The sequence below is a fragment of the Paenibacillus sp. FW101-FHT12H11 genome (genome assembly GCF_058790355.1).
Genome location: NZ_JBYTCO010000003.1, coordinates 221,370 through 247,221, shown reverse-complemented (window position 1 = coordinate 247,221; position 25,852 = coordinate 221,370). Strand labels below are relative to the sequence as shown.

The following is a 25,852-nucleotide window of genomic DNA, read 5'->3' as shown; positions in this document are numbered from 1 at the left end:
CTTATTTACCGCCAGTCATCGTTTGTACGGCCTGATCAAGAATGAATTCAGCAGCGAGTGGACCACGTCCCTTGGACCAAAGATCCCGGCTCACCTCTACCGCTTTTTTCTCTTTAACGGACTTCAAGCTTTTATATAACGGGTTATTGGCCCATTTTTGCGGCTCTCCATAAAGGAATACGTAGTCAGGATTATATTCGACTAGACGTTCCAGGCTAAGCTTAGCAATATCTGTTTTGCTTTCAGCCGCGGATAAGTCCTTTTTACCCTCGTATAAATAATTCACACCTAGCTCAGTTAACAACGAACCTATGAAAGAGGTTTTCAGCCATACTGTGGAATCATCCTCAAAGGCGCCAACGACCAGCACGCTCGGCTTGTCCTTCAGCTTCTCTTGGCCGGATTTCAATTTACTCGCAATACTTTGTTTTACTTTATCCGCTTGATCTTTTTTGCCTAGAACATCGGCCAGCTGTGTGAAATTGTTCAGAATAGCCTGATAGCTGCCATCATCCAGCGCGATCGTCGGCGCAATTTCTGCTAGCTGTGTCTTAATCATCTCGTGACGATTTGGACTGGCGATAATCAAATCAGGTTTCATTGATTTAAGTACCTCCAGATTGGGCTGTTTCGCTTGCCCGACATTCGTTACATTTTGCGACTTGAAAGCATTTTTCAAATATTCAGGAAAGCTGGAATCCCCAATGCCTACAGAGGCAATTGGACTAACTTCCAAAGCCGTGAGCATATCAATATAAGCAAAATCAAGCGCAACAATTTTTTGGGGGGCTTCTTTAAATTTCGTTTCTCCCCATACGTGCTTGATTGTTTTTTCTGTTATACCGGAATCTGGTGCTGCCGTTCCTTCAGTACCTTTAGCTGGGCTTGTGCTTGTGGGAGTGTTAATTGCCGATGCTCCTTGACTTTCGCCTGACTTGCCGGAACCTGAACCGCAACCTGCCAACAAAGACATACTGATCAGCAGAGCTGAACCCATAGCTAAAACTGACTTTTTGAAAATAAACACTTGATAATTCCTCCCCTATATATCAATTATTTGGACTACATACCACTAAAGAAAATGAATATCATTCTCAATGAAAGCCTAAAATTTATTCACTTCAAAAGTATATAGGGGGCATGTTGATTAATCCATGAAGTTTTTTGTTCAATAAGTTGGACCATTTTGACTGACGGCAGATGCGAACAAGTTCATAGCCTCATCAATGACTCTATCATGGCTAAGTGCCGAATAATCAATCCATGGATAAAGGCCTATGGTGAAACACTGCTTACGGCGAACGGCTGATAAGGATTTCCATTCCGAACTTTGCCGAAGTATATGCAGCATTTTTTGATCTATTTTATCCGCTGATGCCATCAGAAGCATATAATCCGCATCATATGCCGGCAGATCCTCTACGGTAATCGTTTTTCTCCACTTAATGGATTTGACCTTTGGCGGCGGGGTTAATTTCAAATCCTGATAAAGCACACAACCAATATTTCTTTCCATACCATATACGCGCAGCTTGCCCCCAACAATTCGCAAAACAATGACCGTTCCCTCACCGATCTGCTGCTTAATAACCATACTCGCTTGCTCGACCTTTTGTTCATATTTATGCAGCCATTCTTTAGCTTCCTTCCTTCTGCCAACAAGCTTGGCGATTCGGTGCAGGCGGTCACGCCAGGCCATTTCCCAGTATGGAATAATGACGGTAGGTGCTATATGAGATAACTCTTGATTCCATTTAATCCACTCGGGATCACATACTATGATAGTCGGCTGCAATCGAAGCAAATCATCCATCCAGGCCTCGCTATCCATCCTAATGGGGACGGTTCCCTTCAATTGTGCGTTAAAATAAGCGTTATCCCCTTCTCCTGACCTTATACCCACAGAAGCGTGCGGCTTAACGCCTAAAGCCAAAAAATCGCCATTAAAGGAATGTCTCATGGTAACTACGAGTTTACGGTTTAATTTCACATATTGCGCAGGCGAATAGCCTGTTTCCCTCTTAAACATCCGGCTAAAATAGGACTCCTCATTGTACCCCAAATGCTGGGCAATTTCGAAAAATGACTCTTGTCCATGAACGAGCAACTCCTTCGCCCGATTCATACGCAGCCTCGTAATATAAGTGATCGGACTGACACCTTTCAGCTTTTTGAACAGGCGTGAATAATAGCTGGGGCTAAAACCTGCGAGGCTCGACAACATCTCCAGCGGAACTGATTTCATATAATTCTGATGCATATAATCTACCGTACGCTCTACGCCTGACCGCTGCTGGTTCATCCCATCCTGTATGTCCGAGCAGGCCAGATACAATAACTCATTTAGCAAGCCGGTTTGCCGATACTGCCGGCGGCCACCTTCGAGCTCTTGCATACTGATGTGGAGTTGTTCACATAGATGAAGCGCCTGCAGATGATTGCTCATATGGACCTCGCCTTCCAGTGGAAACGCGATTCCTTCCTCGCGATATACGGAGCTTTTCGCATTTTTTTTGATCAAAGCCTTATACGTAAAACTGATCTCATACATAACCAACGGTTCGGAGTGCTCAGTGAAAGCTTCTACCTTCTGCCCCCTAGGAATAAATAGCAGGTTACCTGCGCCGATCCGGCAGGATTGCTCGTTCATCTGAAATATACCAGTCCCCTTGCAAATAAACAGTATTTTGTTGGATGAGGCAATTTTCGGAGGCAAGCTCCAATCGGCAGAGCAGCGGATATATTCAATTTCGGTCACATGAATAATCAGTGCATTGATTTGTGTAAATATATCTGGTTTAAGCATTTGAATACACCATGACAGTTATGCCATTTTCAAAATAGTGTACATCCGAAGAGCACACCCCTACAGCCATTACCTTGATCAAAACTTCATCCAGTCCAAAGACAGGAATATGATGCTCTTCAATAACAATTTTCCCAGGGTCATGCATCACTGCTGCTTTCATGGTGGTTGGTAAATGGGTAGATGTCATTTGTATTTTATCTCCTAATCACTTTATTCAAACCGAATTTCACTCGGGAAACCATACTTTTACTATTATAAATGGAGCAGGATGTCTAAGCTAGCCGATCACGTTCTTAATTTCTCAGTTAGTTTGGCCACCGCTCTAGAATTCCTGAGGAATTTCACAAGACTTTCTTCATCGCTTCGGAGTTGATCAAGACATTATGTATTAACTTAATTTATTTAAAACACAAAAAAGCCAGAGGTTTATGAGAAACTCTAGGCCTTTCAACGAACACCCGTATGTATGATTATACATTTTTATGAATAATCATTTTTTTGAAACAAAAATGTCATATTCCATAATTCGTTAGAAAACGGAGCCCGCAAACCCGCGGTACTCCGTTTTTGTTGTTCCAGAATTCGTTAGAACTTCATGAACTCCGGAATGAAAATGATTGTTTGTTGCAGAATTCCTTAGAAAAAATATTTTTTAATAAATAAATGGTATGCATTTATATACATATGTATTCACTACATTTAATTGGAGCAAGTCATAAGATTTAACTTGGTAAAGTCATCTACTCCAACGGGCGAGTAAATTGCTCAGTATCTGTTTCTCGAAAAGAAATATTAATGATAATCTCATCTTATCACAAACAAAAGGAGTGTTAATCAATGATATCCATTTACTTTTTCCTTTGTATTTCCTCACTTACTGTTCTAGCTTTTTTCAAGTCAACCATTTTAAAAGAAAACTACCCAATTTGGTTTAAAGCATTATTAGTTGTGGTACTTTATACTATGCAGTCTCTTATTCCTTTTTGGTATTGCAGTGCACGTATTTAACTAATACGTTGTATCCCAACTGACTCGAAGCTAATATTTCAAACAAGCCCGCCCCCAGAAATAGGGAGTCTGTCTTCATTTATTTTACTAATTAGTTATAAATACCTTTGTGTCTTGTATTTATTCTTTGATTTCAGTATCCAATGTAATTTGAGGAATTGTCTAAAGAAAATGTCTTTGGTTTTCTCAATCTCCTGAAGTAGTAAGTTGCTTTTTATTTCTTTAATAATAACCAATCAACTACAATTCTAAGTAATGTAGTTGAGAAAATAAAAGGTATTGCAATGATTTGTAAAGTTAGTTGGAAATAGCTACGTAACTCCTCTGTCTGAGCATTCTTGAATATTGGCATGAGGAGTGTAAATTTACCAAAATCATCTAGGATTTTTCCATATACTGCCCCGAGTGTGACTATAACCAAAAATACAAAACGAACAATGTCCAAAGATATTTTAGCATGATTAAGATAAATGTTTCGATGACTTTTCCTATGAAATAAATACATTAGTGTGAATAGAATAATGGTAGATAAGAAAACAAAAAATAGAAAGTTAAATATTGATATTTTAAGTTGTTCACCGATAATAAAATTAATTGCCAATGGGACTGTAAAATAGGTATATAATGACATAAATAATATGTTTCTACTCACAATAATCTTTGGCTTAATTATTAATATGAAAGGAGTTATTATTAAAAAAGCAATAATAGATTGATAAATATCTATTTTTGGATTTGTAAAAAGAGTATAACCGATTCCTATAATTAAGAGGGCATTAATTGACCATAGTCGATATTTCCCTGTGAAAAGTTCGCTCGGTTGAAGAAGAAGCGACAAGCTATTTAAGATGCGCATATGAATCATTCCTTCAGTATTTCTTTTAGCAATATAGTATCATAACAACATGGAAAATTATAGATATTATACTTTCGTTACTATTAGTGTTTCGGTGAACTGATTTACTCGAAAGACAGAATTATGTAGTGAGATTCAGTTACTCACTACTACTACAGTCTAGGCCTACAGTCTAAGGTTTTCTTCTATATGCAATTTTACTATGTATCAGGTAATGCTGAATTAATCTTGTGTATTTCACTTCCAATCGATTCTAAGAACATGAACAAAGACAGTTGAAATATTCTCAACTGTCCTTAACCTACGTGCAAGTAACTAAATCTTAGATTCAATTAGATTCAATGGTAATAGATTCTCGGTTAATAAATTCATCCAGTACATTATAAGTTGCAGCTAACTGACTGGTAAATGTTGTTTTGAAATCACCTATAATAAATTGTACATCAGAACTAAATTGTCTTTCTTTAATAGCTATTCCATGCTTTCTCCAATAAGTTTTAAGTTGATCTTTATCTAGAACTTTAGAGAAACCTTCAATACTAGCAATGCGCTTTGTGGTATGTCCAAAAGTTGTTTCGAAATTAATAAAGAGATAATAAATAAAATAGGCATACCCTTTATCACATATCTCGGGATTAAAACAAATATTAAAAAGATAATTATTCAAATGGGTGTTTATACTTTGCTCGTCTTTAAAACCATCACGATCATAATAGCCACATGGAATCCCACTACTAATAATAGTACTACCTAGTTGGTAAATAATAAAAGACAGCATTTCTGATTTGAATCCTAATTGTTTTTCATTTAATTCTTTATCAGATATCATTGATTTTATGTAGTCAATTGATTTACCACAAATATCTTCTGCTGAAAGCCCGAATACATCTTCGAAGATATTAATATTTCTTTCAATATATCGGTTATTGAATAGCTGGAAAATATATTGAGAGATTTCACGCATTTCCCCAATTAGAATGTCCTTGACTAATCCTTCAGTGGGATTATTTGGACTTCCGTGTTTTGATAATGATCTTGGCAAATTAAACATATCTCCACCTCTGTCAGTACAACAGCATAATCGGAATACTAACAAGTCATAAATTCCAAGAACTCCTTTTCCTTTCTTAGCTAACTTCTCCAGTATCCCATCATTAATAAATTGATTTTCTCCAAATATCCACTCTGCAATTTTAATAATATTCACTTCAGAATTATTAAAATGTTGTCCACTTTCATCCACCCAACCAATCTTATCTAACAATTTACCAATGAAAAAATGAAGCGTATACCTCCGGAATCCTACACTAAGACTTTGAATTTCAAGATTTGAATATTCTGATAGGGAATCTAATGCATAGCCAATAATTTCTTTTCCTTTCTCAATTGAAAATTCGTGATGCGGTGAATTTACTAATACTCGCCATAATTGTTCATGATTTGCCTCTCCACTTGAAAACAAAAATTCATCGCGTTTAAAAACCTCTACAATGCTTTTTTTATACAATATTTCATTTTTTATATTCACATAAAATTTGTACTGTTCCGTTTTAATAGGACGGGATACATTTATTATTAGATTCAGATATTGCTCAAGATTTCTGCCAGCAGAACCCCAATTGGATCCATTGAAGCAGGCATAGGACGTTAGTTGTTCCTGAGTAATATTACTTTTCTTCCCTAAGCGCTGATTTACGTTGAAAATTTTGTTTAAAATAAATTTTTGATTTTCGGTCAAATTAGCTAAATATTGATTATATTTAATTGAGTTTTTATAAATATCTTTTATATGGGATTTTTCGTCTTTAGGATAATCATCATCGTATTCACCAACAAGTGAAAAAAATCCGCGCTTACCCTGTGCTTCAGTGTTATATATTTTCCTGAAAATATTAGGATAATTAATGAATAAAATTAACAAATGAATAAGATCGTGTTTATCAAAGTCTGAGTTCGAAAAATCTAGTTGTTCAACCTCAAGTAAAAGAATTGTATTAACTAATCTCTTTAATTTCCTAGCATCACCTATGAATGGGATATATAAATAATAGTCTTTTGCACTAAAAATATCCTTTAGCCCCTCTACCGCTTTTGAAACCAATTCAGGATTACTTAATAAGTTTCTGGCTAATGTTTCATCTTTATTATCAGTAAAATAATTCAACAAAAGTCTCTGATCAAGATATAAGCTGGTCTTAATGTTAATAAACTTTTCAAGAAACTCAATAATTTTTTCTGTATCTAATTTATGTTGTTCGAGTGCAGTTATATTCTCAGTATCATAACAAAGTACATACGATATATTAGGTAGAGTAAATGATTTTTTAATAACAAATAGGACATCCTTTATACTTGAAAAGCTTAACCGGTCTAAATCATCTACAACTATAACTATTTTTTTATCGATACTTCGTAATATTATTTCTAATTTTTCTAATATTTTATCCACTGATGATTTATCAAAAGGCATCCCAAACCTTAAACCAAATATTGAGAAAGTTATCTTAGAATCATTTAGTAACTTTACATATTTTGCGAATAAACTTTCTATTTCAGGTGCAAAAAAATTATCATTGATTACTTTCAACAGACCATCTACAAATTTTTCCATTATTTTATCGCTGTTTTCAAACTTCAGAGGATCGAATGTATAAACAATTATTTTATTATTGTAATTTTTACCCCAATGCTCTTTACACAAATTAATAAAAGTTGATTTACCTGTACCCCAAGGTGCATCAATCCCAAAAACTAAACTTTCAGTTGAACCTTGATTATATACTCTTTCTGCAAATCTTCCAGCTGCCTCATAAAATTTAAAAGCATCATTACTTTTACTCTTTCCCTCTTTATCACTCAAGAAACTTGATTTACTATCAATTTTCTTCATCATTATAACTTGCAGATATCTTACAGTGATCGCTACAAATAGAACTAACGGAAGTGATAATATCAATGTCATTTTCAACCATGATATTGATATAAGCCAGTTTTGGAAACGATTTATCCACATACCATCTATTATATAAATTGTAATAGCACCTGAGACCAATACAATAAATAAATCTACTCTCCAGCTTCTAATAATAATACCTATCTTTTTCCGATTTTTCACAAAAATTACTGTAGTTAATAGAACATATAGAATCACTATTATAGAGAACCAAATCCCGTTCTGATGTTTAATAGAACTATTTTTGAAACTTATAGCGATTACTTTCATTCCTAACGCAATTTGCATCAGGAATGCACCTAACAAGAATGTTTTTAATTGTAGAGTATAATTTACTTTAAATAACTCTTGAAACTTGTTTGATTCATTCATTTTTTATCCCCCATGGAATACTTTATATTCTATGTAATTCAATTAATTTTAGAGGGCTTCTTACCTGTTACGTACCCTCGAGAAAAAATTAATAGTTTAACTTGTTATATAAATACGACTCGGTATGGTCAATTCGCACTTCCAAGTTCACTCTTGTTCAAAGTTCTTAACCGTATTACAGATAACTTCCTTTTTTTGAACTTCGTAATTCCACCATAACTGAATAATTCGCGAAGTAATTAGAATATTTCCCCTTTCATATTGATAGGATATTTATTTAAAATTCTCGCGATATTCAGTTATTTTGTCATGTAAATAATCTAGTAACAAAATACTTTTTAAAGAGTTCTCAGTGGTTCCATATTTACAATCAGCGCCATGTAGTATTGCATTCCTGCTCAAAAAAGACCTGATTGGCTTCCCATGTTGGAAGTGAGCTAATACGTGTTTAAAATAATATGCTTTGAAGGCATCATCAAATGTTAACGAACCTTCTTCTAAAAGTAATGCATTTAAATATCTCCTCATGATTTCACCATTCATTTCTCCTCGATGGTTAAAACCTTGTGCAATTATCCCTTCAATCTGAGCTAATGTAGCTGGAATAGAAACGTTATAAAAACCATTATTGTGTGTATTAATAATATCGCTAAAAATACTTATTCTGTTATTTGTCCAGTTAGATTTTCTCCATTTATCAAACATTTGATTAATTACATCAGAATTAAATTTATCAACTAAATATTTATTAATCAATGTTGTTGCTCTTACTTTATCAATTTCATATAACTCAACTACATCAATTACTTCACCTGGAAGAATTTCATAATGTGGAGGGTAGCCCATTTCTACAATATAAATCTTAAACCGATCTATGCTATCTCCATATTTAACTACCTTTTCTTTAAATTCTTGAAAACCCTTTGCTACTGATGAGAAATCAACACCTTCAAATATTTTCTTTGTCATATTTTGAATATCGATAATTGAGGCTATAAATGTTTTTATCTGCAGTTGGAATATCTTTATACTTTCTTGTATTTTTTCTACTTCAAGACCATTCTGTTTCGGATTATTTTCCACCAATTATTACCTCCGTTTTGTTTCGATAATGAATTTCAAGTTAACCTGCTTCCAAAAAAAATATCAACAAAAGGCAGCCGGTCTAAACTGGCCGGCTGCCCTCACTTGTTGTACTTTTACTGGTAGAATATTGTAATATTATAGCATTTAATTGGTAACTGGTCATCAATGAAGACTAAACTGTGTCTCCATATCTTAGATTTTACATTTAGTTCTTTTTCTCCTCACGATTGATATCCCGAAGTGCATTTAGAATTGGTACCTCTATCTTTAGATTGTTTTCTCTTCTTCAAACAATCTATCATTTTAATGATAGCCGCGGTAAATATTAATAACAAAAAAACGTAAAAGTTCTTCCTTAGCTGCTATTCATTTCAATCTTCTCCTGACTATTTAGGATTTTCCTTTTCCAATGCAACATTTAGTTTAAACACTTTCCCATCAAATGGATTAATCACTTTCGGCCTTGTTTCAAAAGTTAACAAATCAAAACCTTCAAATAAATGTTTCTCTTCTAAAATGTCACTTCCAGCTCTCAATGCTTTTGAGGAAGCATGCCTAAGTAAGTGATAGATTGTCCTGGGCGTACCCAAACTTGCATAGTAAATTTTTTCAGCAAGATATGGATCAAAAATTTTCGAACTACTTCTATCTGCAAATGGCAATTTTGCCTCGATGCCTTTAAGATATCCGCGAAATTCTTTTTGTTCATCAGGATTAGAATACGGAAATACATTAAACTCTTGTTTATTTGGAAATCTTTCATCTAGCTGCTCATTAGCTGCAAAAATCCTCTTCGCTTTACTCTTAATTCCACCAAAAACAATTGGTATCTTAACATCATTAACAAATTGTTTTATCCAGTCTGCAGCCTTATATATAACTTTTTGAGTATCTGATGCGACAATATGCTGGGCCTCATCGATGAATACCACTCCAACTTCAGAGTCTTCGATTTGATGTTTAAGCATTCCTGTTAGTACTTTTTCAGATCCTTTATTATAAAATGGCTCACCTAAACTCTCCAACATTTTTGACGCTACGTTTAAAGGAGATGAATTGGCAGCTAACTCCACTCTAAGTACAGGAACAGATTCGTACCTAATTGTATGACCATTCCTTATTCGTGTTTTCTTCTGCCTTGGGTAAGCTAATTCATAGGTTTTAAATAATGTTGATTTCCCTGCTCCTGTATCTCCCAAGATGACTAGCCCATCATTTAAGTGATGGCAGTCATGTATCATATTGTAAAGATCGGTAAATCTTTTATGATGGACAACAATACTTTCAATATCAAATAACCTTTCTTTGAGGTCCTTCTCATCTATTTTCATTCCATTAAGGCGCTTATATTCTTTATTTCCGTCCATTTATACTCCTCCTACGCTAACCTTGAAGTCTCATATGTTGGCAGATCATCATCGATACCTTGGTGCCTTTGAACTTCATTGTGTGCTTTTTCCTTTGGCTTGACATTTACTTCGGTAATACTTACCATAGTAGACTCGTTTACTTTTTTGGCTTCTTCTACAACCTCTTTAGCTTGATTTGCATATTTACCTCTTTTCACTCTAAGTTCTTCCTCCGTTAGTTGACCTACATAGCGAAAAGTCTCCGGCTCTTCTGGTAATCCTAACTTTCCATAATCAAAAGACCCTAGCGCAAGGCCCTCTACAATACTTGCTTCTTCTTGAAGAGTTCGAACGTAGCCTCTACGTTTATCTTCGTCTTGCTCTCGGACGATCGATTTTATATTCTCCATTGCTTGAATTATATGAGTATCATCAAATTTACGTCGTTTACGCCCTTCTGATAAACAAATTGCTTTTATTTGCTGATAAGGTATTGGAAGTGAAGGTTCCAAATCATAATGCTTCTCATACTCATTAATTCTATTCGGATCAATTTCAGCTTCAATATAACTGTCATCATATGGATTTTGTACATAAACCTTTTTGACATCAGCGAAATCAAACCTAACCAATACTTCTAAATCTTCATCACCTTCTTGTTTCATTTTGTTCTTAAGCTGCATCAACTCTTCGCTCCAAAACCATGTTTCTGAGAGAGTAACTCCTTCAGATTGAATTTTTCTCTTCTTGGTTCCACCACAAAGGGCTAATTTGATTTCTTTTTTTGTAAAAGGTAATTCCTTAATTAAGCTAGGATCTTCTGCAAATGCTCTTTCCCAAATTTGGTGTGGTGTACCGCCTATCCGGCTGTGACTCCAGTTGTGAGAGATAATATCAACAAAAATAATGTGGGCTATATAGTAAAAAGCTTGCAATGTAATACATGCTTTCCCTTTGGAGTCATACATTTTTCTTTTATACATGTTAGAAAAAGTTGTCCCCTTTAGAGTATGAACTATATCATTAAACGTTTTTTGCCCTCGCTCGACTGTTCCTTTTTTGTGCCCTGCTGCAACTTCCGGAAATAAAAGATCCATACCAAAATTCTCACAGATTTCTTCAATGTTATATGAATTGTTCGATGAAGCATTATCAATAACAAGTTCTTTAGGAATTCCGTACGCGGTCCATTCATTGATTACGTCGGGGTATAACTTCTTGAGATACACCTTAGGTAAAAAACAATGAAGCAAACATTGTCTGATTGCAAACGAATCAGGTGTATCAAATGTGATATAGAAACCTAAGGGATTTCCAGAAAACACATCAATTGCGTAAACTAACCAAGCCTTTTTTCTATCCATTGTTTTTGGATCAACCATAAATAGATCGATGGGTGTCCAGTCCAGTTCAACTCTTTCGAGAGGACGGGTTGGTCTTTCGACCATAGGCTTGGAGCCGTCTCTCTCAAGCTTAGCTGCTACAACACCATCTCTTGCTGCTTGCTGTCGATAGTAATCACGTTTTTCTTTAACAATTCGCCAAATCGTTTGAACTGATCTTATAATTGCTTTATCATCTTCATCTCTCATTTTATTAATATTATTGATACTACCTTTATACTCACGATAAATGTCTCTGTATCTAATTTCTTCTCCTGTATATAGCTTTTCTCCCATTATTCTTTCCAGGGATTCTATAACCTCACCCAAAGTTCTTCTATGGTTAGGCCCAGGCTTTCTCTTTAATAAATATCTTGCATCACCATATTGATCCCACAATTTCTTCCAGTTATAAAAACTGGCTTTACTTACATTAATATTTCTCTCATCTTTTAATGTTTGTAAATACTCATCCAATTTAATCTTATGAAAATAACCTTTGATCACAGGATGAAGAACCTCAAGCTTCATATCGATTTCAGTTTTTTCAACCTCCGTATATTGAAAATCCATTTTTATTTTATTGGCACGTTATCCAGTATCTTTGAATGTTAATCGTTCCTCATAAAATGCAACTTCCAATTCGTAAATAGAGTAAGTTTTTCGTTGCTTATATTGTATTAAGTCAACAATTAGGTCTTGTTTTTCTTTTCGTATAATGACATATTCAATGCCATCCATTATAAATAGAGTTCCTGATGAAAATTTATTCCTAGCCATCTTCTCATCTCCTAAACAACCCATACATAAGATTTTTGTGAAAGCCGCTCTTTAACTACTTCTGCCATAACTTCGTGAGCATAAATAAGTTTATTAAGATTTAGCATCATCATTGATGCTTCAACTATTTCGCAATGCTTTAGCAATTCCGCAACAGTTAGAGGACCATAACATTTTAGAACTGTCTTTATATATTCAGTTACAGATGGCGTTGTTTTGTGTGCTTTTACTTCAAGCAACAACTTCAAATTACTTTGTAGATAACCAATGCGAATTTGTTCCTCGGTAATAACTTGAAAAATCCAACCTTTTTCTAAGCATAATAGTCTTGCTGCTTCGAATTTAGCTTTATTAAGATTTGTATTCACATATTTAGTCAATTTAACCTCAATTAAAAAGTGTTGCCCATCCGTAGTTACAATTAGGAAGTCTGGAAAATACCTTCTCCTCCTGCCTTTGTAGTGAAATCTTATCCCAATTGGTTGGAAAGATATTTTGGATACTTTGTTATCAAAATTTGCTATTCTAACATAATCCCTTTCGAGTAAGCTTTCCGTGTGAATAATTCTAAGGCTTTTAGATCGACTAATTTTGCTCCGATAATTTCTTCCTCGAGTTGGCCTGATCCGACGAGCCGAAAGTTGAACCATTTACAACATCACCCTTGTTCCAGAATTAGTTAGAATTAGTTTCGCCATGAATTAATTAATATAGACCTAAAAACAAAGAAAACACGAAACCAAATTGGCCCGTGTTTTCTTTGTTTATTTTTATCTATTCTATTTGTACCTGAACCTCAGAGTTTTGAGCAATATTCCTTCTATATGTAATATGTTCAACTAATGATTTAATAATTGTATTCCCAATAATAAAAGGACCAGAAGCAATCTGAAAAAACAATGAAACGAGCTCTTTTAAATCCGAAATTGATTTCCCATTCAATGTTTCCTCTGAAACTAACGGTAACAATTTGGTTAGATCTGAAGTAGAATTCGAAACGATAAATAGTATGAATAATAAAATGACAAATATAGCATTGTTGTACTCTAATGCCACTTTAACCTTATCCAATGAAGACTCCTTTCTAATGAATATTAGGAAAGTCGCAATCATCATCACAGGAATACCGCCCAAATAGTAATAAGTGAAAATTTGATTTGTAAATATTTGTGGAACTAAGCTAATTATCAAAATCAACAGATATGTAGCCAATGATAATGGTAGTCCAAAAAGAGTAAATAAACTTACGATAAAAACATTTCTGCTTTTAATATAATATCCTAGTAGTACCGGTGTAAAAAGTAACAACGCTATAACCGTGAAAAATATAGACTTTTCAATTACGGTAGCAAAAACCGTTACAAAACCAATTGAAACTAATCCAATCCACCAAATATACTTATCGATTTTATCCAAAATTGGTAATAATGTTGCTTGGTTATTTCGTAACCAACTTCTAATTGAAATGATACTAACTACCTCCAAGAACTTTTTAATCTATTTTACGGACATAAGACCTTTAAGTTTCACGTCCATCAAATCTTCTTGAGGGTTATTAATCATCTTGAGGTTGTGGACACGAAGCTATGTAACTCCACCCAGCAAATAACAAATATTCATTATCGACATATTGGGTTTAAATGCAATACAGATTACCGGATCTGTTTCAATAAATTCTCGATCTCCTCCTGGGACATCGTAGGAGCACTGGCCATCGTTACTACAGCATTCAATAACAGCTGAGATCTGTGGGGATCGATTTCTTGGTCATAATAACCGAAAAAATCGACGGGATCTTTTTCAATAAAGGTAACAAAATCGTATACGAGTGGGTTCATATTATTTCTATCAAGAGGCATAACTTCTACTGTAGAGAGCAGCCCGCTTGCCTCAACAACCTTCTTCCTCTCTTCCATGCTAAACATCGAAGAAAGCACCTCAAAGGCCGCATCCCGATTGCTGTTTGCGGAAATGGCCCAGCCTGAGGAATAACCTCCGTAATAGACTTGAGGATCTCCTTTGCCGTGAACCGTCGGAAAGCGGAAATAGCCGATGTCCGGATTACTGAGCATTTTTTCCGCAACCCAATCGCCTTGCAAGTACATGGCCGATTCACCTTTTAAAAGAATATCCTCGGCCTTCGGCCCGTCCAAGCCTAAAAAGCCAGGCACGAACATTTTTGCCGTAATCAGGCCGCGGAATAACTGAGCCCCTTCTAAAAAGGCGGGATCGGTAAAGTCACCTGTTTTCTTTGTTGCATGCTGAAAAGGAGTCGAGCCTCCCATACGGTTGGACAAATAAGCGAACCAATTGAGAAGTGGCCATCTCTCCTTGCCGGAGACGGTAAACGGCGGAATTCCGTTATTCAATAACTGCTGCGCAGCCGACATTAATTCATCCCATGTTTGCGGAGGCGTAATGCCATATTGAGCGAATATTCGTTTGTTGTACCAGAACACGACATGACTGGTTGTGTGTGGCAGCCCATACAACCGGTCATAATAAGTAGCATATTGCAGCGCTTCCGGATAAAACTGTTTCATAAAAGCGGGCTTTTCCTGCATTTTCTCGGTTAAATCCGCTATAATCTGGGAATCTACCATATACTTAAACGACTCGCCTGTCCAATAATAAAACAAATCCGGCATTTTTCCAGATATCATAGACAGTTTAAGCTTGGCTTTATAAGTTTCCACCTCATAGAAATAAGGCACGATCTGAACATCCTTATGAGTCTGGTTAAAGGCTTGGATGCTTTGATTTAATAAAGCTTGTCTAAGGTCATTGGTCTCGACGTTCCAGAACGTAATTTTTACCGGGGCCGAAGAAACGGAAGGCGCTGCCGGTGGAGACTGGGAAATGTTAGGAACATCCCTCCTGCCGTATATAGTAAATAATAAAGTGACTAACAGCACGGCTGCAATCAACATGTTTAGCTTATGCGTTCTATTCATGGCCGAACCCGCTCTTATTCATCATTTTTTTATGTTCATTGCGGAACTCCTTGGGAGTCAAAAGCTCCGCCTCACGGAAAACCTTCACGAAATATTTAGAAGAACTGAACCCCGTACGTTCGGCTACTTCGTATATTTTCATATCGGTTCCAAGCAGTAATTCCTTACTTTTGAAGAGCCGCAGCCGGGTCAAGTAATCACTGAACGTATAGCCGGTTTCCTCTTTAAACAACACCGAAACATAACTGGAGTTCAAATGAATATGCTCGGCAACATCCTTGATCCCAAGAGACGGATTCCACAACTCGGCTGAAATATAGACTAAAGACTTACGGATTGAATCGTTAAGCACCTGCGGTACAATGAAGGAAGAATCATGGTTGACCCGTTTCCACAGCTTGTTCTCTTCAAAGGCTTCCTCGACGGCCGAAATTAAATTTTGGAATTCGACGGGCTTCAGAATATAGTTCACCGCGCCAAGAGTCAGCGCTTTTCTGGCATATTCAAACTCCGCATAGCCCGTAAGCAGAATGGACTTTGTCTGCAAGCCTTCCTTCTTCAGTCTTTCGAGAAGCTGTATCCCGTTTAAACCGGGCATCCGGATATCCGTAATCAGTAAATCCACTGGATTTGTTTTTCGGTAGTGAAAGGCTTCCATCCCGTTTTCCGCCACTTGCAAATTGATTTTTCCTTCCGACCAAGTTTGTAGCGCTTTCATAATGCCGTTTCGGGTAGGCAACTCGTCTTCGGCTATAAGAATACAAGGAAGTTCAGACATCGCGTTCAACTCCGTAAGGAAGATATAGATCCACAACAGTCCCTTGCTCCGGGCTGCTTTGAATGTAAACTCCATAATGATTGCGGTAATAAAGCTTAATACGCTGCTGTACGTTTAAGAGGCCAATGCCTGATTTGGAAGATGTATCCGGCCGGCCGGATGATTCCAATCGGTTTTTGAGTGCTTCAAGAACATGCCGTTCCATTCCTACGCCATCATCTTTAACTTGTATACCTAGCAAGGTTTCCCCATCCTTTTCGATGGACCGTATCCAGACAAGCAGCGATGAATTTCCAATCTTCGGTTCAATCCCATGCTGTATCGCATTTTCTATTAACGGTTGAATCAACAGCTTGGGAACCTTTACTTCTTGGGTCAGCGGTTCGATATGAAACTGCCAATTTAGACGATGCCCGAGGCGGTATTTCATAATTTCCATATAACGCTGACAGTGCTCTATTTCGTCTGTTAAGCTCACCCAATCATCTTTGTCTGCAGCATGTATCGTATACCGGAACAGCTTGGATAAGGCAATAACCGTCTGGGCGCCTTCTTCCTCTTGTTTATCTATCAGTGTCCAATATAACGATTCGAGCGTGTTGAACAAAAAATGCGGGTGAATTTGCGCCTGCAGCATTTTGATTTCCGCTTGGTTTTTGAGGCGTTCCTTTTCGTAAACCGTTTGCACCAGCTGATGCAATTCCCGGACAAGATTGTTATAAGAAATATTCAACTCATTCATTTCAAAATTAAAATAGACCTCTTCATTCAGATGCGGCAGCCCGAGGAACGGAATGCGCATTTTATTTCTGAGCCTGCGGATCGGCTTTGTAATAAAGCTGGAAAGTATCCACAAAAGCAAAAGACAGAAAACAACGCCGACAATTAACGACCAAAGTAAAGCCTGCTTGAGTACAAGCAGCCCTTCTGTAATCGCTCTTACAGGAACAAGCATGAGAATGGACCAGTGGGTTTCCGTTGACTGCCGAATAATCTTAAGATAATCCGCCCCGTGTATATTAATGATGGAATGAGTCCCCTGCGGAGCCGGGCTAAGCAAGAAAGACGGATCTACCGATGTCAGCAGCGAGGGAGAGCTGGATGCGACAAGCTGTTGATGCTGGTCGTACAAATGCATCGTGCTTCCCTTGATTGAAGAGAACTCCGTGTTAAAAAAGTCCAGAAGTGAATCGCTGATTCGGAACACAATGTATCCTCCTCCAGCCAGATAGTCATCCTCCAACCGAATTTGCCGCACAGCGAGAAGGTGACCATTCTCCTTCTGCTTTGTGTCCGCCCATACAAGCTGCCCTTCTTTCAAATTTGCGAAAATAGCAGCCTCCTGGCCGATGCGTTCCAATAAATTTTGGTTTTCCAACGGATAGAACGGCTCATCGCCCGCGTACAGCTCAATGCCTTGAATGAGGTCGGAAAAGGTCATCAAATTGATCAAAATAGGCCGGACCGACAGCTTTTGGTCAACCGTTACGGTTTCTCCTTGTTTAACTTTGTACAATAACTGTTGGATCCGGGCATCCGTCATCAGCAGCAAGCTAAGCGTGTCAACCTGTGCAAGCACCGCATCCAAGCGGGCACTGGCCTGCTTGGTTGTTTCCCCTACGTAGGATTCAGCATTACGGACCAACAACTCGGATATTGAACGGTAAACCAATCCGCCTGCAATGGACAGGACAACCATCATAACCAGCAGGAAGCCAAGTAAGATTTGCACTCTTGTCCGGTTCAATTGCAAGGCGCCTATAATCCTGTTCATGCTAAACACATCCTTTATTCCTAGCAAAAAGAACCATACCCCATAGTATACATCATAGGAATGGTTTGCAAACTACTTATATTTATCTGTCGGAAACTTATCCTTTTACTGCGCCGGCTGATAAACCTCTGACCACTTTTTCCTGCGAAAGAAAATAAGCGATTAGCAGCGGTAAGGTTCCCAGTGTCAATGTAGCCATGATTCCAGGAATGTTAACGGAAAACTCACCGTAAAACGCACGTAAACCGAGCGGCAGTGTCATTTTTTCAGGTGTTGTGATAAGCACCAAACCAAAAACAAATTCATTCCATATATGAATAAAATTATAGATCCCTATCGTCGCAAGCGCCGGAGCAAGCAATGGCAGTATGATTTTCCAAAATAATGCCGGCTGCGAGGTTCCGTCCATGATAGCCGCTTCATCCAGCTCGCGCGGAATTTCCTGGATGAATTGTGTCAAAATAATGATCGAAACCGGAAGGCTAAATGAAATATACGGCCCCAATAGCGCCCACAACGAATCATATAATCCGATTTCCTTTGTAAGAAGATAAACCGGGATCAATGTGGTATGCACCGGAATCATCATGCCTGCAAGAAATACATAGTAGATAGGCCGGTTCAACTTGAATCTTATGCGGGACAAGGGAAAGCTGACCATAGCCGATAATAAAATAACGGCAAGCACGCTAACGACCGAGATCAATATACTATTGATAAAATATTGATCGATTCCGAGCTTAAACACGAGCGCATAGTTTTCAAACACAAAGTTACTCCAGAGAGAAGTTGGATTTTGAAAAAACAGCTCTTGTGTTTTCACAGAAGTTGCAATCATATATATAAATGGATAGCCTGTAAAAACCAGCAGAATGGCCGCTATCAAATAAAGCCCTGTATACTTTATTACGGAAGGCATAGTGATCACCCTTTCTTTATCTATGTCATATTTCTATTGGTTTGCCTTTGCGCGTGATCTATCCGCTGCTAAAATGATTAATGCAACCACAAATGCGATAACAAACATAGTAAATGAGATGGAGCTCGCGTATCCCATATTGAATTGGGAAAAGGCCATCTTATACATATATGTGGCCATTAGCTCTGTACTGCTGGAGGGACCACCCTCCGTCATGACGAAGATTAAATCAAAATATTTTAACGAGCCGATTACTGATAAAACCGAGGAAGTAATAATCGTTGGTTTAATTAACGGCAGTGTAATATGCCAAAACTTTTTAAAGCCGCTGCAGCCGTCAATGCCAGCCGACTCGTAGATGTCCGTCGGGATTCCGGAAATGGCCGCTCGGAACAAAATCATATAAAACGGAGTGTACTGCCAACAAATGGTGATGATAACTGCGATAAAAGCGGTTTTCGTATCTCCAAGCCAACCGTTCTGCCACGAGCCGAGCCCTATAGCCTCCAACGTTTTATTAATAACGCCGAACATCGGATCGTAGATCAGCGACCACAAAATCCCTACTGCTACGGTTGACATCAGCAAAGGCAGGAAATACACGGTTCGGAACAACCGCATGCCCTTTAGCGGAGCAAACAAAATAAGCGCCATAACGAGTCCGAGCGGAATTTGTGTAACAACGGAAGCGATAACCAGCAGTAAATTATTAGAAACCGTCATCCAAAAAACGTTATCCGACAATAGAGTTACGTAATTTTGTAACGCAATGAACGTTTTTTCAGTCTGAATTCCGCTCCACTTAAACATGCTGTAATAAAAAGTAGCAAAGATGGGATAAATCACATAAATCAAGTAGACGAGCAGCGCCGGACCGATAAACCATAGTAAAAATAGGCTGTTTTGTATCTTATTTTGCCGGCGTACATTTTGTGGCGAGGCATTGCTGTTCATGGGAAGCTCCTCTCCTTGGTGTAATAGTAGAAGGGGAGGCATCCCTCCCCTTGAATGACTTTATTTCTTTAATACTTCTTTTGCTTTAGCTTCCATTTGTTTAGCTGCCTCGGCCGGCGTCATGGTCTGGCCAAAAATATTTTGCGTTGTATCTTTATGCAGCTCAGCTAATTCCGATGGCAACGTTTGATCATAGAACGTTTGCAAGGAAGTCGCGCTGCTCAACATGTCGTTTAATTGTTTGGCAAAGGCATCCGTGTAAGTAATACCTTTCTGTGCCGAGATTGTACCAGCTTGGTCAGCTAATTTTTGTCCCAGCTCCTTGGATGTTAAAGCTTTAATCAGCTCAACGGATTCGTTAGGATATTTCGTTTTGGAAGATACGGAAAGTACAGGTGATACTCCTCCGACTACGTCTGTAATTTTCCCTTTGCCGCCGTTGATGGTCGGGAATGGGAACATGCCTAATTTTTTCTCAAAGTCAGGCGCTTCGGTACGGACGTTGTTAATATACGAAGAGGTTTGTACTTCCATTGCAGCTTTACCCGTATACATCAACTGACGTGAATTTCCCGCATCGTATTGAATACCATTAAACCCTGGATTGAAGCCGCCGGCTTTGACCAGATCCTGGATCATATCTCCAGCTTTTACATAGGATTCATCATCAAATGTGCGTCCTTTTCTTTCAAAGGCTTCGTTGAAAATTTCCGAACCCCCAAGACGGTTTGCATAATACATGAACAACAAAGCAGCAGGCCATTTCGTTTTATTAGCAAGCGCAAAAGGAATGATATTCTCCTTTTTAAGCTTTTCTACAATAGTCATCAGCTCGTCGTAAGTTTGAGGCGGCTGCAAATTGTATTTAGCGAAAATTTCCTTGTTGTAATAAACAGGAACTAAGGACAAAGCCACCGGTGCACCGTATACTTTATTATCAAAGGTAGCGGAGCTGATCCCGGCAGGGATAAAGGTATCGGTGCTGATTTTACCGGTTAAATCCAACACTTGGTTAGCGCTTACAAATTGTTTCAGCCAACCGCCGCCCCAAGAATGGAAAATATCAGGAGGATTTCCGCCACCCATAGCAACGGTTAACTTCGTTTTGTAAGGGTCATTAGGAATTTGAACCGCTTCCACTTCCACGTCGGGATGATCCTTCATAAACTGTTGAATCGTTGCCTCAATCAGTTCCTTCCGTTTCCCCGTTTCTATATACCATAACGACAGTTTCTTTTTCTCTCCAGCCGCAGCAGGAGCAGGTTGGGTTGGGTTGGAGTCAGGTGCTGCCGGTGCCGCAGTTTTAGTGCCACTACAAGCTGAAATAACAAACAGCGCGCATACGCAAAGCATAGCAATCCATTTCTTCATTGGGGAACCCCTCTCGATATGTTTATATTGAATGTTTACGCTTTCATAATATCACCGGTCCCTGCGCATAAAAAAGGTACTTTGATAGGCAAAAATGCCAATTTGATTGGGTATGTAGGCTTTTAACAGAAATGAATAAAGGAGTGATTGCGGGAGAAAATGCCGGGGGAATGCTTCTGGAGAAGTCATTTCATATAACGAAACAGCCGCCAAAATCACTGCTTCAGTGAGTCTGACGGCTTTTTTGCTATGACCATTCGACAAACCTAACAGGTATTCATTCATTTCAACAAATTAGAGTGGAGGGATAATTACCGGAATGTTACCATCAGCTTCCCATCCAATCTCGACATAGGACAAATACCAAGTTTCCCCGTTATCGTTGTTGCCTTGAAAAAACAAATAAGTGCGCTGATCTTCATCTTCAAATAGATATGGATGACCTGACTCACTAGAATTCCAGCTGCCCGGTTCGCCATTCGGCAAAAGAGGCTCTGAAAACAGCCTTTGAAAATGCACGCCGTCTTCGCTTACCGCACATCCTATTTGCTGCGGCCAATTATTATAGGCACCAGCATAAAACATAAATACTTTGCCATTCCGCTTACACGTCGCCGCCGCTTCGATACATTGCCCCTCCCAAGGAAGCTCGGGCTTAAGGATTGATTGGTCACAAGCTTGAGTCCATGCGCCTGCTCCAAAGTCAGAATCAAGTGGCGCTGTTGCCACACCCTGCATTTGAATTTCACCCCTGGGATCGCGCGTGGCAAAATAAAGGAACAGCTTATCCTGGTGAATAATAACATCGGCATCGATAGCTCTACCGTTATTCCACTCACCTGTTGGCGAAAACACGGGGTTCGACTTATTTCTCTCAAAATGCAGCCCGTCTTCCGAAACGGCGTGACAAATCGCATCCTTTGGGAAGTTCCCGTAAGTTTGATAGAACAAATGAATGCTTCCGTTCAATACAATAGCCCCGGGAGCACATATTCCGTTGATTTCATAAGGATGCTGCGCTGTCATTTCACCAACGCGTTCCCATTGCTCCAGATCATCGCTTACAGCAATACCTATGCCCCAGCCATCAGGTTGACGCCCGTCTTCATAGGAAGGAATAGAATAATACATCCAATACTTTCCTTTGAATTTTACAACAGCCGGATCTTTAGCGTATGGCTTTCCCCTGGAATGATCAGCATAGTACATCATTTTTCATTCTCCTTTTTCTGGATAATTTATGCATTGGTACAGTATAGCATTTATCCGAAAATTCTATCAAATAGTTTTTCCTGTGTCCCGTTTTCTCGGCAACATTCCACATACACCTGAAGCTATTCGCAAGTGTATGAGAAAGCTAGGCACTTCTGAGCAATTGCATGTATGTTATGAGGCAGGACCAGCTGGGTACACTCTTTTCAGATTTCTCATCTCCTTAGGGATTAACTGCATCTTGTAGCCCCAACCCTTATCCCTAAGCGCGCAGGAGACCGAGTTAAAACGGACTGAAGAGATTCTTTGAAACTTGCAAAGCATCTTAGATCTTGTGAACTTACTCCTGTTTGGACACCTGATGAAGATCATGAAGCATTAAGAAATCTAGTTCGCGCTCGGCATGACGCTAAGGAAAATTTGCATCGAGCTCTTCTTCGTCTTGTAGTATGGCCTCAGCAACTATTTTCTCTGCTTCATGTACTCCTTGAAAAACAACAGGCCAGAAATTAGATTGTAACGTTTCTTTATCAAGATAATTAAGGCTTCCCCGCTCTCCATGGCAAGGTAGTTCAGGAATAATTACTCAATATCCCCAACTTGATATTTACGATGCAAAAAACTTGTAACTTTCTATCGTTGATCCGCATCCGTGGTACAAAACAATTTGTCCAAGCTGTTCATATGAAGTATCTAGTATAATACATGTTACTCCACAAATATCTCGATATCCAATCTGTTCCATAGGAGATCTCTCCTTCTCCGTTTGCTCTTTATAAAGATTATATAGATCCAAGTGATTAATTGAGCTTTTTTCGATAGCTAAACAATGTAGCCGACAATTTTTTAGTTGAGTTGAAGTAAACGTAAAATTTCACCATCAATTATCTCTTCGCTTGCCTTTTTAAACCCCAAGGATTCATACATCTGTCCAGCAATTATGTTACTAGGTCTGTGCCCGATCATAATTCTTTTGGAGCCCATTGACTTAAATAGTTCAATTAGTTGTTTCATTGCACTCTTTCCGTAGCCATTACCCTGGTGATTTTCATCAATCATTATTGCAGGTATCCAGTGGTTTCCATTCGAGTCTGGCTTCTTACAAAAAACAAGAAATCCGATTAATTTATCATCAAAATAAATTGCACGCAGCTCAAAATCATCAACATATTTCGATTCTGCAATCCAATAAACAATGGGTGCAGGAAAAACATTACCTTATCCTCCATGATAAAGCCTGTACTCTTTTTGTTTACCTTGTTAACACTTTTTCATAACCTTTTCAAATCTGAAAAAGCCATCACCACCCGGCAAGGGCTTGTCAGAATCGCGTCCATTGTGATGCAAATACGGCTCAGAGTGATGTTCATTGAAGAACTCTACGATTTGGAAGCCGCACTTATTCACATAGAAGTTGATATTTCGCTTCTCAAAATAAGGGGTACCGGTTTCCCAGAGCACAGTATCCGGATACTGTGCTTCAATGGCTTTCCAAGCAGAAAGACCAATCCCGCGACTGTGATGCTCTGGAGATACATAGATCAAATCCAATGAATTATTATTTGTTTCGCTGTTGATCCGTAATACTGCACCACCGACCTTCTTACCATCCTGCAGAAAATGATATACGACCGCTCCAGGAGCATCGAAAGACTCCTGAACATCATTGTTCGATGGAATCGGTACATCTTCACAATCACCAAACGTTTCGATCACGGCAATCGCGAATGCCTCCTGTAATTTCTTTCTAAATTCCGGCAAATCAGATTCCTTTGCCAGTTCCAGTGTAACTTTTAGTTCCTTTTTTATTTTCATGATTACTTACTCCTTCATTTGCTGAAATACCGAGTCCAGTCGTTCAGTAAAACATTCCAACTGCTCTACGAGGCCTTTTCCCAAAAGTGGTTCCATAGCTTTTTCTTCCGCTTCAAAAATCGGAGTTAAAATACTTGCTGCAAAAGCTTTTCCGCTTTCTGTAAGTACGATTTCTTTTTCTTTGTTTCCTTGGGAAACAAGCTGAACGTAACCTTGATTTACACACTCGTTTACTACCGTATTAAGTGTCGTACGCGGAATTAGCCATTCCTCGCATATTTGTTTCTGGGAGTAGGACCTTCCATCGGAAATCGCATAAAACAGTACGAATGTGTTGTCTTTGACTTTGAGCATGCGTAATACGCGGTAATAAAGCTCATCAATGCGGTTGACCGCAATCATTAAGCGACGAATTTCATTGCGACTATCAATCATTATATCCCTCCCTGAGTTTAAATCCGAATTCGGATTGATTGCAATTATATTCCGAATTCGGATTGATTGCAATTTTGAAGTATGCTGCCCATAAGTTTAATCCAAAGCCCAAGGCCATATTAACAAAACCAAAAACCGGAACCCCTTAGGGTCCCGGTCTCATCCTATCCAACCTCATTCAACTTTCCATCCCGAAAATACACTACCCACTTCCAAGGCCTGCATGACAAGCGGATCCCGCTCTTTCCTGCTCATGCCCCTGTATATCAGCGGCAGTTCCACGTTTTCATACGCATTCAGCCTTGGCAGCAGGTTAAAATTCTGGAAGACGAAGCTAATCTTCCGATTCCTTATTTCAGCTAGCTGTGCAAATTTGAGCCGATTAATGGCCTTCCCATCCAGCACATAGTCCCCATCATCCGCAACATCCATGCAGCCCAAAATGTTCATCAGCGTCGATTTCCCCGACCCCGACTGGCCCATGATCGCCACGAACTCGCTGATCGATTTCTAACGAAACATCGTCCAACAAACGAATCGCTTCCCCGCCGATCACATAGTTCTTACTCACATGTTCAATCTGGATTAAGGTCATCCTCTTCGCATCCATTATCTGAAAACAAATAAATGAAGTATGCATTTCATTAGATACGCTCGACCGACCTTACCGCTTCGCCTTATAAAACTCATGATACAGCTTCATCAGCGCCCGCTTCTCAATCCGTGATACATAGCTGCGGCTAATGCCCGGCTCCTGCGCTATCTCCCGCTGCGTCCGCTCTTCCCCGCCAAGCTCCAACCCAATCCGCCCGACAACGACTTCCTTCTCGCGATCATCCAAAATCTCTAAGTTCCGATAAATCTTGTTTTTCTCTATTTTAAGCTGCACTTTATCTACGACTTCGTCGCCCTCCGTCCCAAGGATGTCGATCAAATCTTCATTTGGCAGGCTCATTACTCTTAAATAAAATAAGGCTGTACACGACTGCCTCTATGTTTACTGTTTTCTGGACTGACTGCATCTTTTAAAGAACATGCGGGCAGT

22 protein-coding genes and 2 pseudogenes are annotated in these 25,852 nt (G+C 38.6%); all 24 read right to left on the bottom strand.

Going from position 1 to position 25,852, the window contains the following annotated elements; all coding sequences use genetic code 11:
- Position 1: 1 nt before the first annotated feature.
- Positions 2-1,027, bottom strand: coding sequence for an ABC transporter substrate-binding protein (locus AC3WTJ_RS11310; protein ID WP_492521803.1), 1,026 nt, complete (start codon positions 1,025-1,027; stop codon positions 2-4).
- A 141-nt stretch (positions 1,028-1,168) separates the two neighbouring features.
- Positions 1,169-2,806: a helix-turn-helix domain-containing protein gene (locus tag AC3WTJ_RS11305; protein ID WP_492521802.1), complete on the bottom strand. Its 1,638-nt coding sequence runs from the start codon at positions 2,804-2,806 to the stop codon at positions 1,169-1,171.
- Between the two features lie 22 nt (positions 2,807-2,828).
- Positions 2,829-2,996 (bottom strand): annotated as a pseudogene (locus AC3WTJ_RS11300) (NAD(P)-dependent alcohol dehydrogenase); the annotation flags it as partial.
- Positions 2,997-4,031: 1,035 nt separating this feature from the next.
- Positions 4,032-4,673: a hypothetical protein gene (locus AC3WTJ_RS11295; RefSeq protein WP_492521801.1), complete on the bottom strand. Its 642-nt coding sequence runs from the start codon at positions 4,671-4,673 to the stop codon at positions 4,032-4,034.
- 328 nt (positions 4,674-5,001) lie between these two features.
- Positions 5,002-7,998, bottom strand: coding sequence for a KAP family P-loop NTPase fold protein (locus AC3WTJ_RS11290; protein ID WP_492521800.1), 2,997 nt, complete (start codon positions 7,996-7,998; stop codon positions 5,002-5,004).
- Between the two features lie 273 nt (positions 7,999-8,271).
- Positions 8,272-9,081 (bottom strand): hypothetical protein, encoded by an 810-nt coding sequence (locus AC3WTJ_RS11285; protein ID WP_492521799.1) that lies wholly within the window; start codon positions 9,079-9,081, stop codon positions 8,272-8,274.
- A gap of 389 nt (positions 9,082-9,470) precedes the next feature.
- Positions 9,471-10,451 (bottom strand): TniB family NTP-binding protein, encoded by a 981-nt coding sequence (locus tag AC3WTJ_RS11280; protein WP_492521798.1) that lies wholly within the window; start codon positions 10,449-10,451, stop codon positions 9,471-9,473.
- Positions 10,452-10,462: 11 nt separating this feature from the next.
- Positions 10,463-12,388 carry a TnsB C-terminal domain-containing protein gene (locus AC3WTJ_RS11275; protein ID WP_492521797.1) on the bottom strand — a complete coding sequence of 642 codons (1,926 nt, stop codon included), beginning with the start codon at positions 12,386-12,388 and terminating at the stop codon, positions 10,463-10,465.
- Positions 12,389-12,406: 18 nt separating this feature from the next.
- Positions 12,407-12,595 (bottom strand): hypothetical protein, encoded by a 189-nt coding sequence (locus tag AC3WTJ_RS11270; protein ID WP_492521796.1) that lies wholly within the window; start codon positions 12,593-12,595, stop codon positions 12,407-12,409.
- Positions 12,596-12,606: 11 nt separating this feature from the next.
- Positions 12,607-13,245, bottom strand: a complete 639-nt coding sequence (locus AC3WTJ_RS11265) for a TnsA endonuclease N-terminal domain-containing protein (protein WP_492521795.1) — start codon at positions 13,243-13,245, stop codon at positions 12,607-12,609.
- A 124-nt stretch (positions 13,246-13,369) separates the two neighbouring features.
- Positions 13,370-14,080 carry a hypothetical protein gene (locus tag AC3WTJ_RS11260; protein WP_492521794.1) on the bottom strand — a complete coding sequence of 237 codons (711 nt, stop codon included), beginning with the start codon at positions 14,078-14,080 and terminating at the stop codon, positions 13,370-13,372.
- A 167-nt stretch (positions 14,081-14,247) separates the two neighbouring features.
- Entirely contained in the window at positions 14,248-15,549 is a 1,302-nt protein-coding gene (locus AC3WTJ_RS11255; RefSeq protein ID WP_492521793.1) for an ABC transporter substrate-binding protein, read from the bottom strand.
- Positions 15,542-16,327, bottom strand: coding sequence for a response regulator transcription factor (locus tag AC3WTJ_RS11250; RefSeq protein ID WP_164819508.1), 786 nt, complete (start codon positions 16,325-16,327; stop codon positions 15,542-15,544). The genes AC3WTJ_RS11255 and AC3WTJ_RS11250 overlap by 8 nt, the downstream gene beginning before the upstream one ends.
- Complete coding sequence (locus AC3WTJ_RS11245) at positions 16,320-18,101, bottom strand: sensor histidine kinase (protein ID WP_492521792.1); 1,782 nt, start codon at positions 18,099-18,101, stop codon at positions 16,320-16,322. The genes AC3WTJ_RS11250 and AC3WTJ_RS11245 overlap by 8 nt, the downstream gene beginning before the upstream one ends.
- Positions 18,102-18,198: 97 nt before the next feature.
- Positions 18,199-19,020 (bottom strand): carbohydrate ABC transporter permease, encoded by an 822-nt coding sequence (locus AC3WTJ_RS11240; RefSeq protein WP_492521791.1) that lies wholly within the window; start codon positions 19,018-19,020, stop codon positions 18,199-18,201.
- 33 nt (positions 19,021-19,053) lie between these two features.
- Entirely contained in the window at positions 19,054-19,974 is a 921-nt protein-coding gene (locus AC3WTJ_RS11235; protein WP_492521790.1) for a carbohydrate ABC transporter permease, read from the bottom strand.
- Positions 19,975-20,034: 60 nt separating this feature from the next.
- Positions 20,035-21,345, bottom strand: coding sequence for an extracellular solute-binding protein (locus AC3WTJ_RS11230; RefSeq protein WP_492521789.1), 1,311 nt, complete (start codon positions 21,343-21,345; stop codon positions 20,035-20,037).
- Between the two features lie 294 nt (positions 21,346-21,639).
- Positions 21,640-22,557, bottom strand: a complete 918-nt coding sequence (locus tag AC3WTJ_RS11225) for a family 43 glycosylhydrolase (protein ID WP_492521788.1) — start codon at positions 22,555-22,557, stop codon at positions 21,640-21,642.
- Between the two features lie 846 nt (positions 22,558-23,403).
- On the bottom strand, positions 23,404-23,700 hold the full coding sequence (locus AC3WTJ_RS11220; RefSeq protein ID WP_492522215.1) for a GNAT family N-acetyltransferase: 297 nt from the start codon (positions 23,698-23,700) through the stop codon (positions 23,404-23,406).
- 117 nt (positions 23,701-23,817) lie between these two features.
- Positions 23,818-24,372 carry a GNAT family N-acetyltransferase gene (locus AC3WTJ_RS11215; protein ID WP_492521787.1) on the bottom strand — a complete coding sequence of 185 codons (555 nt, stop codon included), beginning with the start codon at positions 24,370-24,372 and terminating at the stop codon, positions 23,818-23,820.
- 6 nt (positions 24,373-24,378) lie between these two features.
- A complete protein-coding gene (locus AC3WTJ_RS11210) occupies positions 24,379-24,807 on the bottom strand; it encodes a MarR family transcriptional regulator (protein ID WP_492521786.1) in 429 nt (142 codons plus the stop codon).
- Between the two features lie 174 nt (positions 24,808-24,981).
- Entirely contained in the window at positions 24,982-25,257 is a 276-nt protein-coding gene (locus AC3WTJ_RS11205) for a hypothetical protein (RefSeq protein ID WP_492521785.1), read from the bottom strand.
- Positions 25,223-25,402 carry a hypothetical protein gene (locus tag AC3WTJ_RS11200; RefSeq protein WP_492521784.1) on the bottom strand — a complete coding sequence of 60 codons (180 nt, stop codon included), beginning with the start codon at positions 25,400-25,402 and terminating at the stop codon, positions 25,223-25,225. The genes AC3WTJ_RS11205 and AC3WTJ_RS11200 overlap by 35 nt, the downstream gene beginning before the upstream one ends.
- Before the next feature lie 69 nt (positions 25,403-25,471).
- Positions 25,472-25,741, bottom strand: a pseudogene (locus AC3WTJ_RS11195) (sigma factor-like helix-turn-helix DNA-binding protein); the annotation flags it as partial.
- Positions 25,742-25,852: the final 111 nt, after the last annotated feature.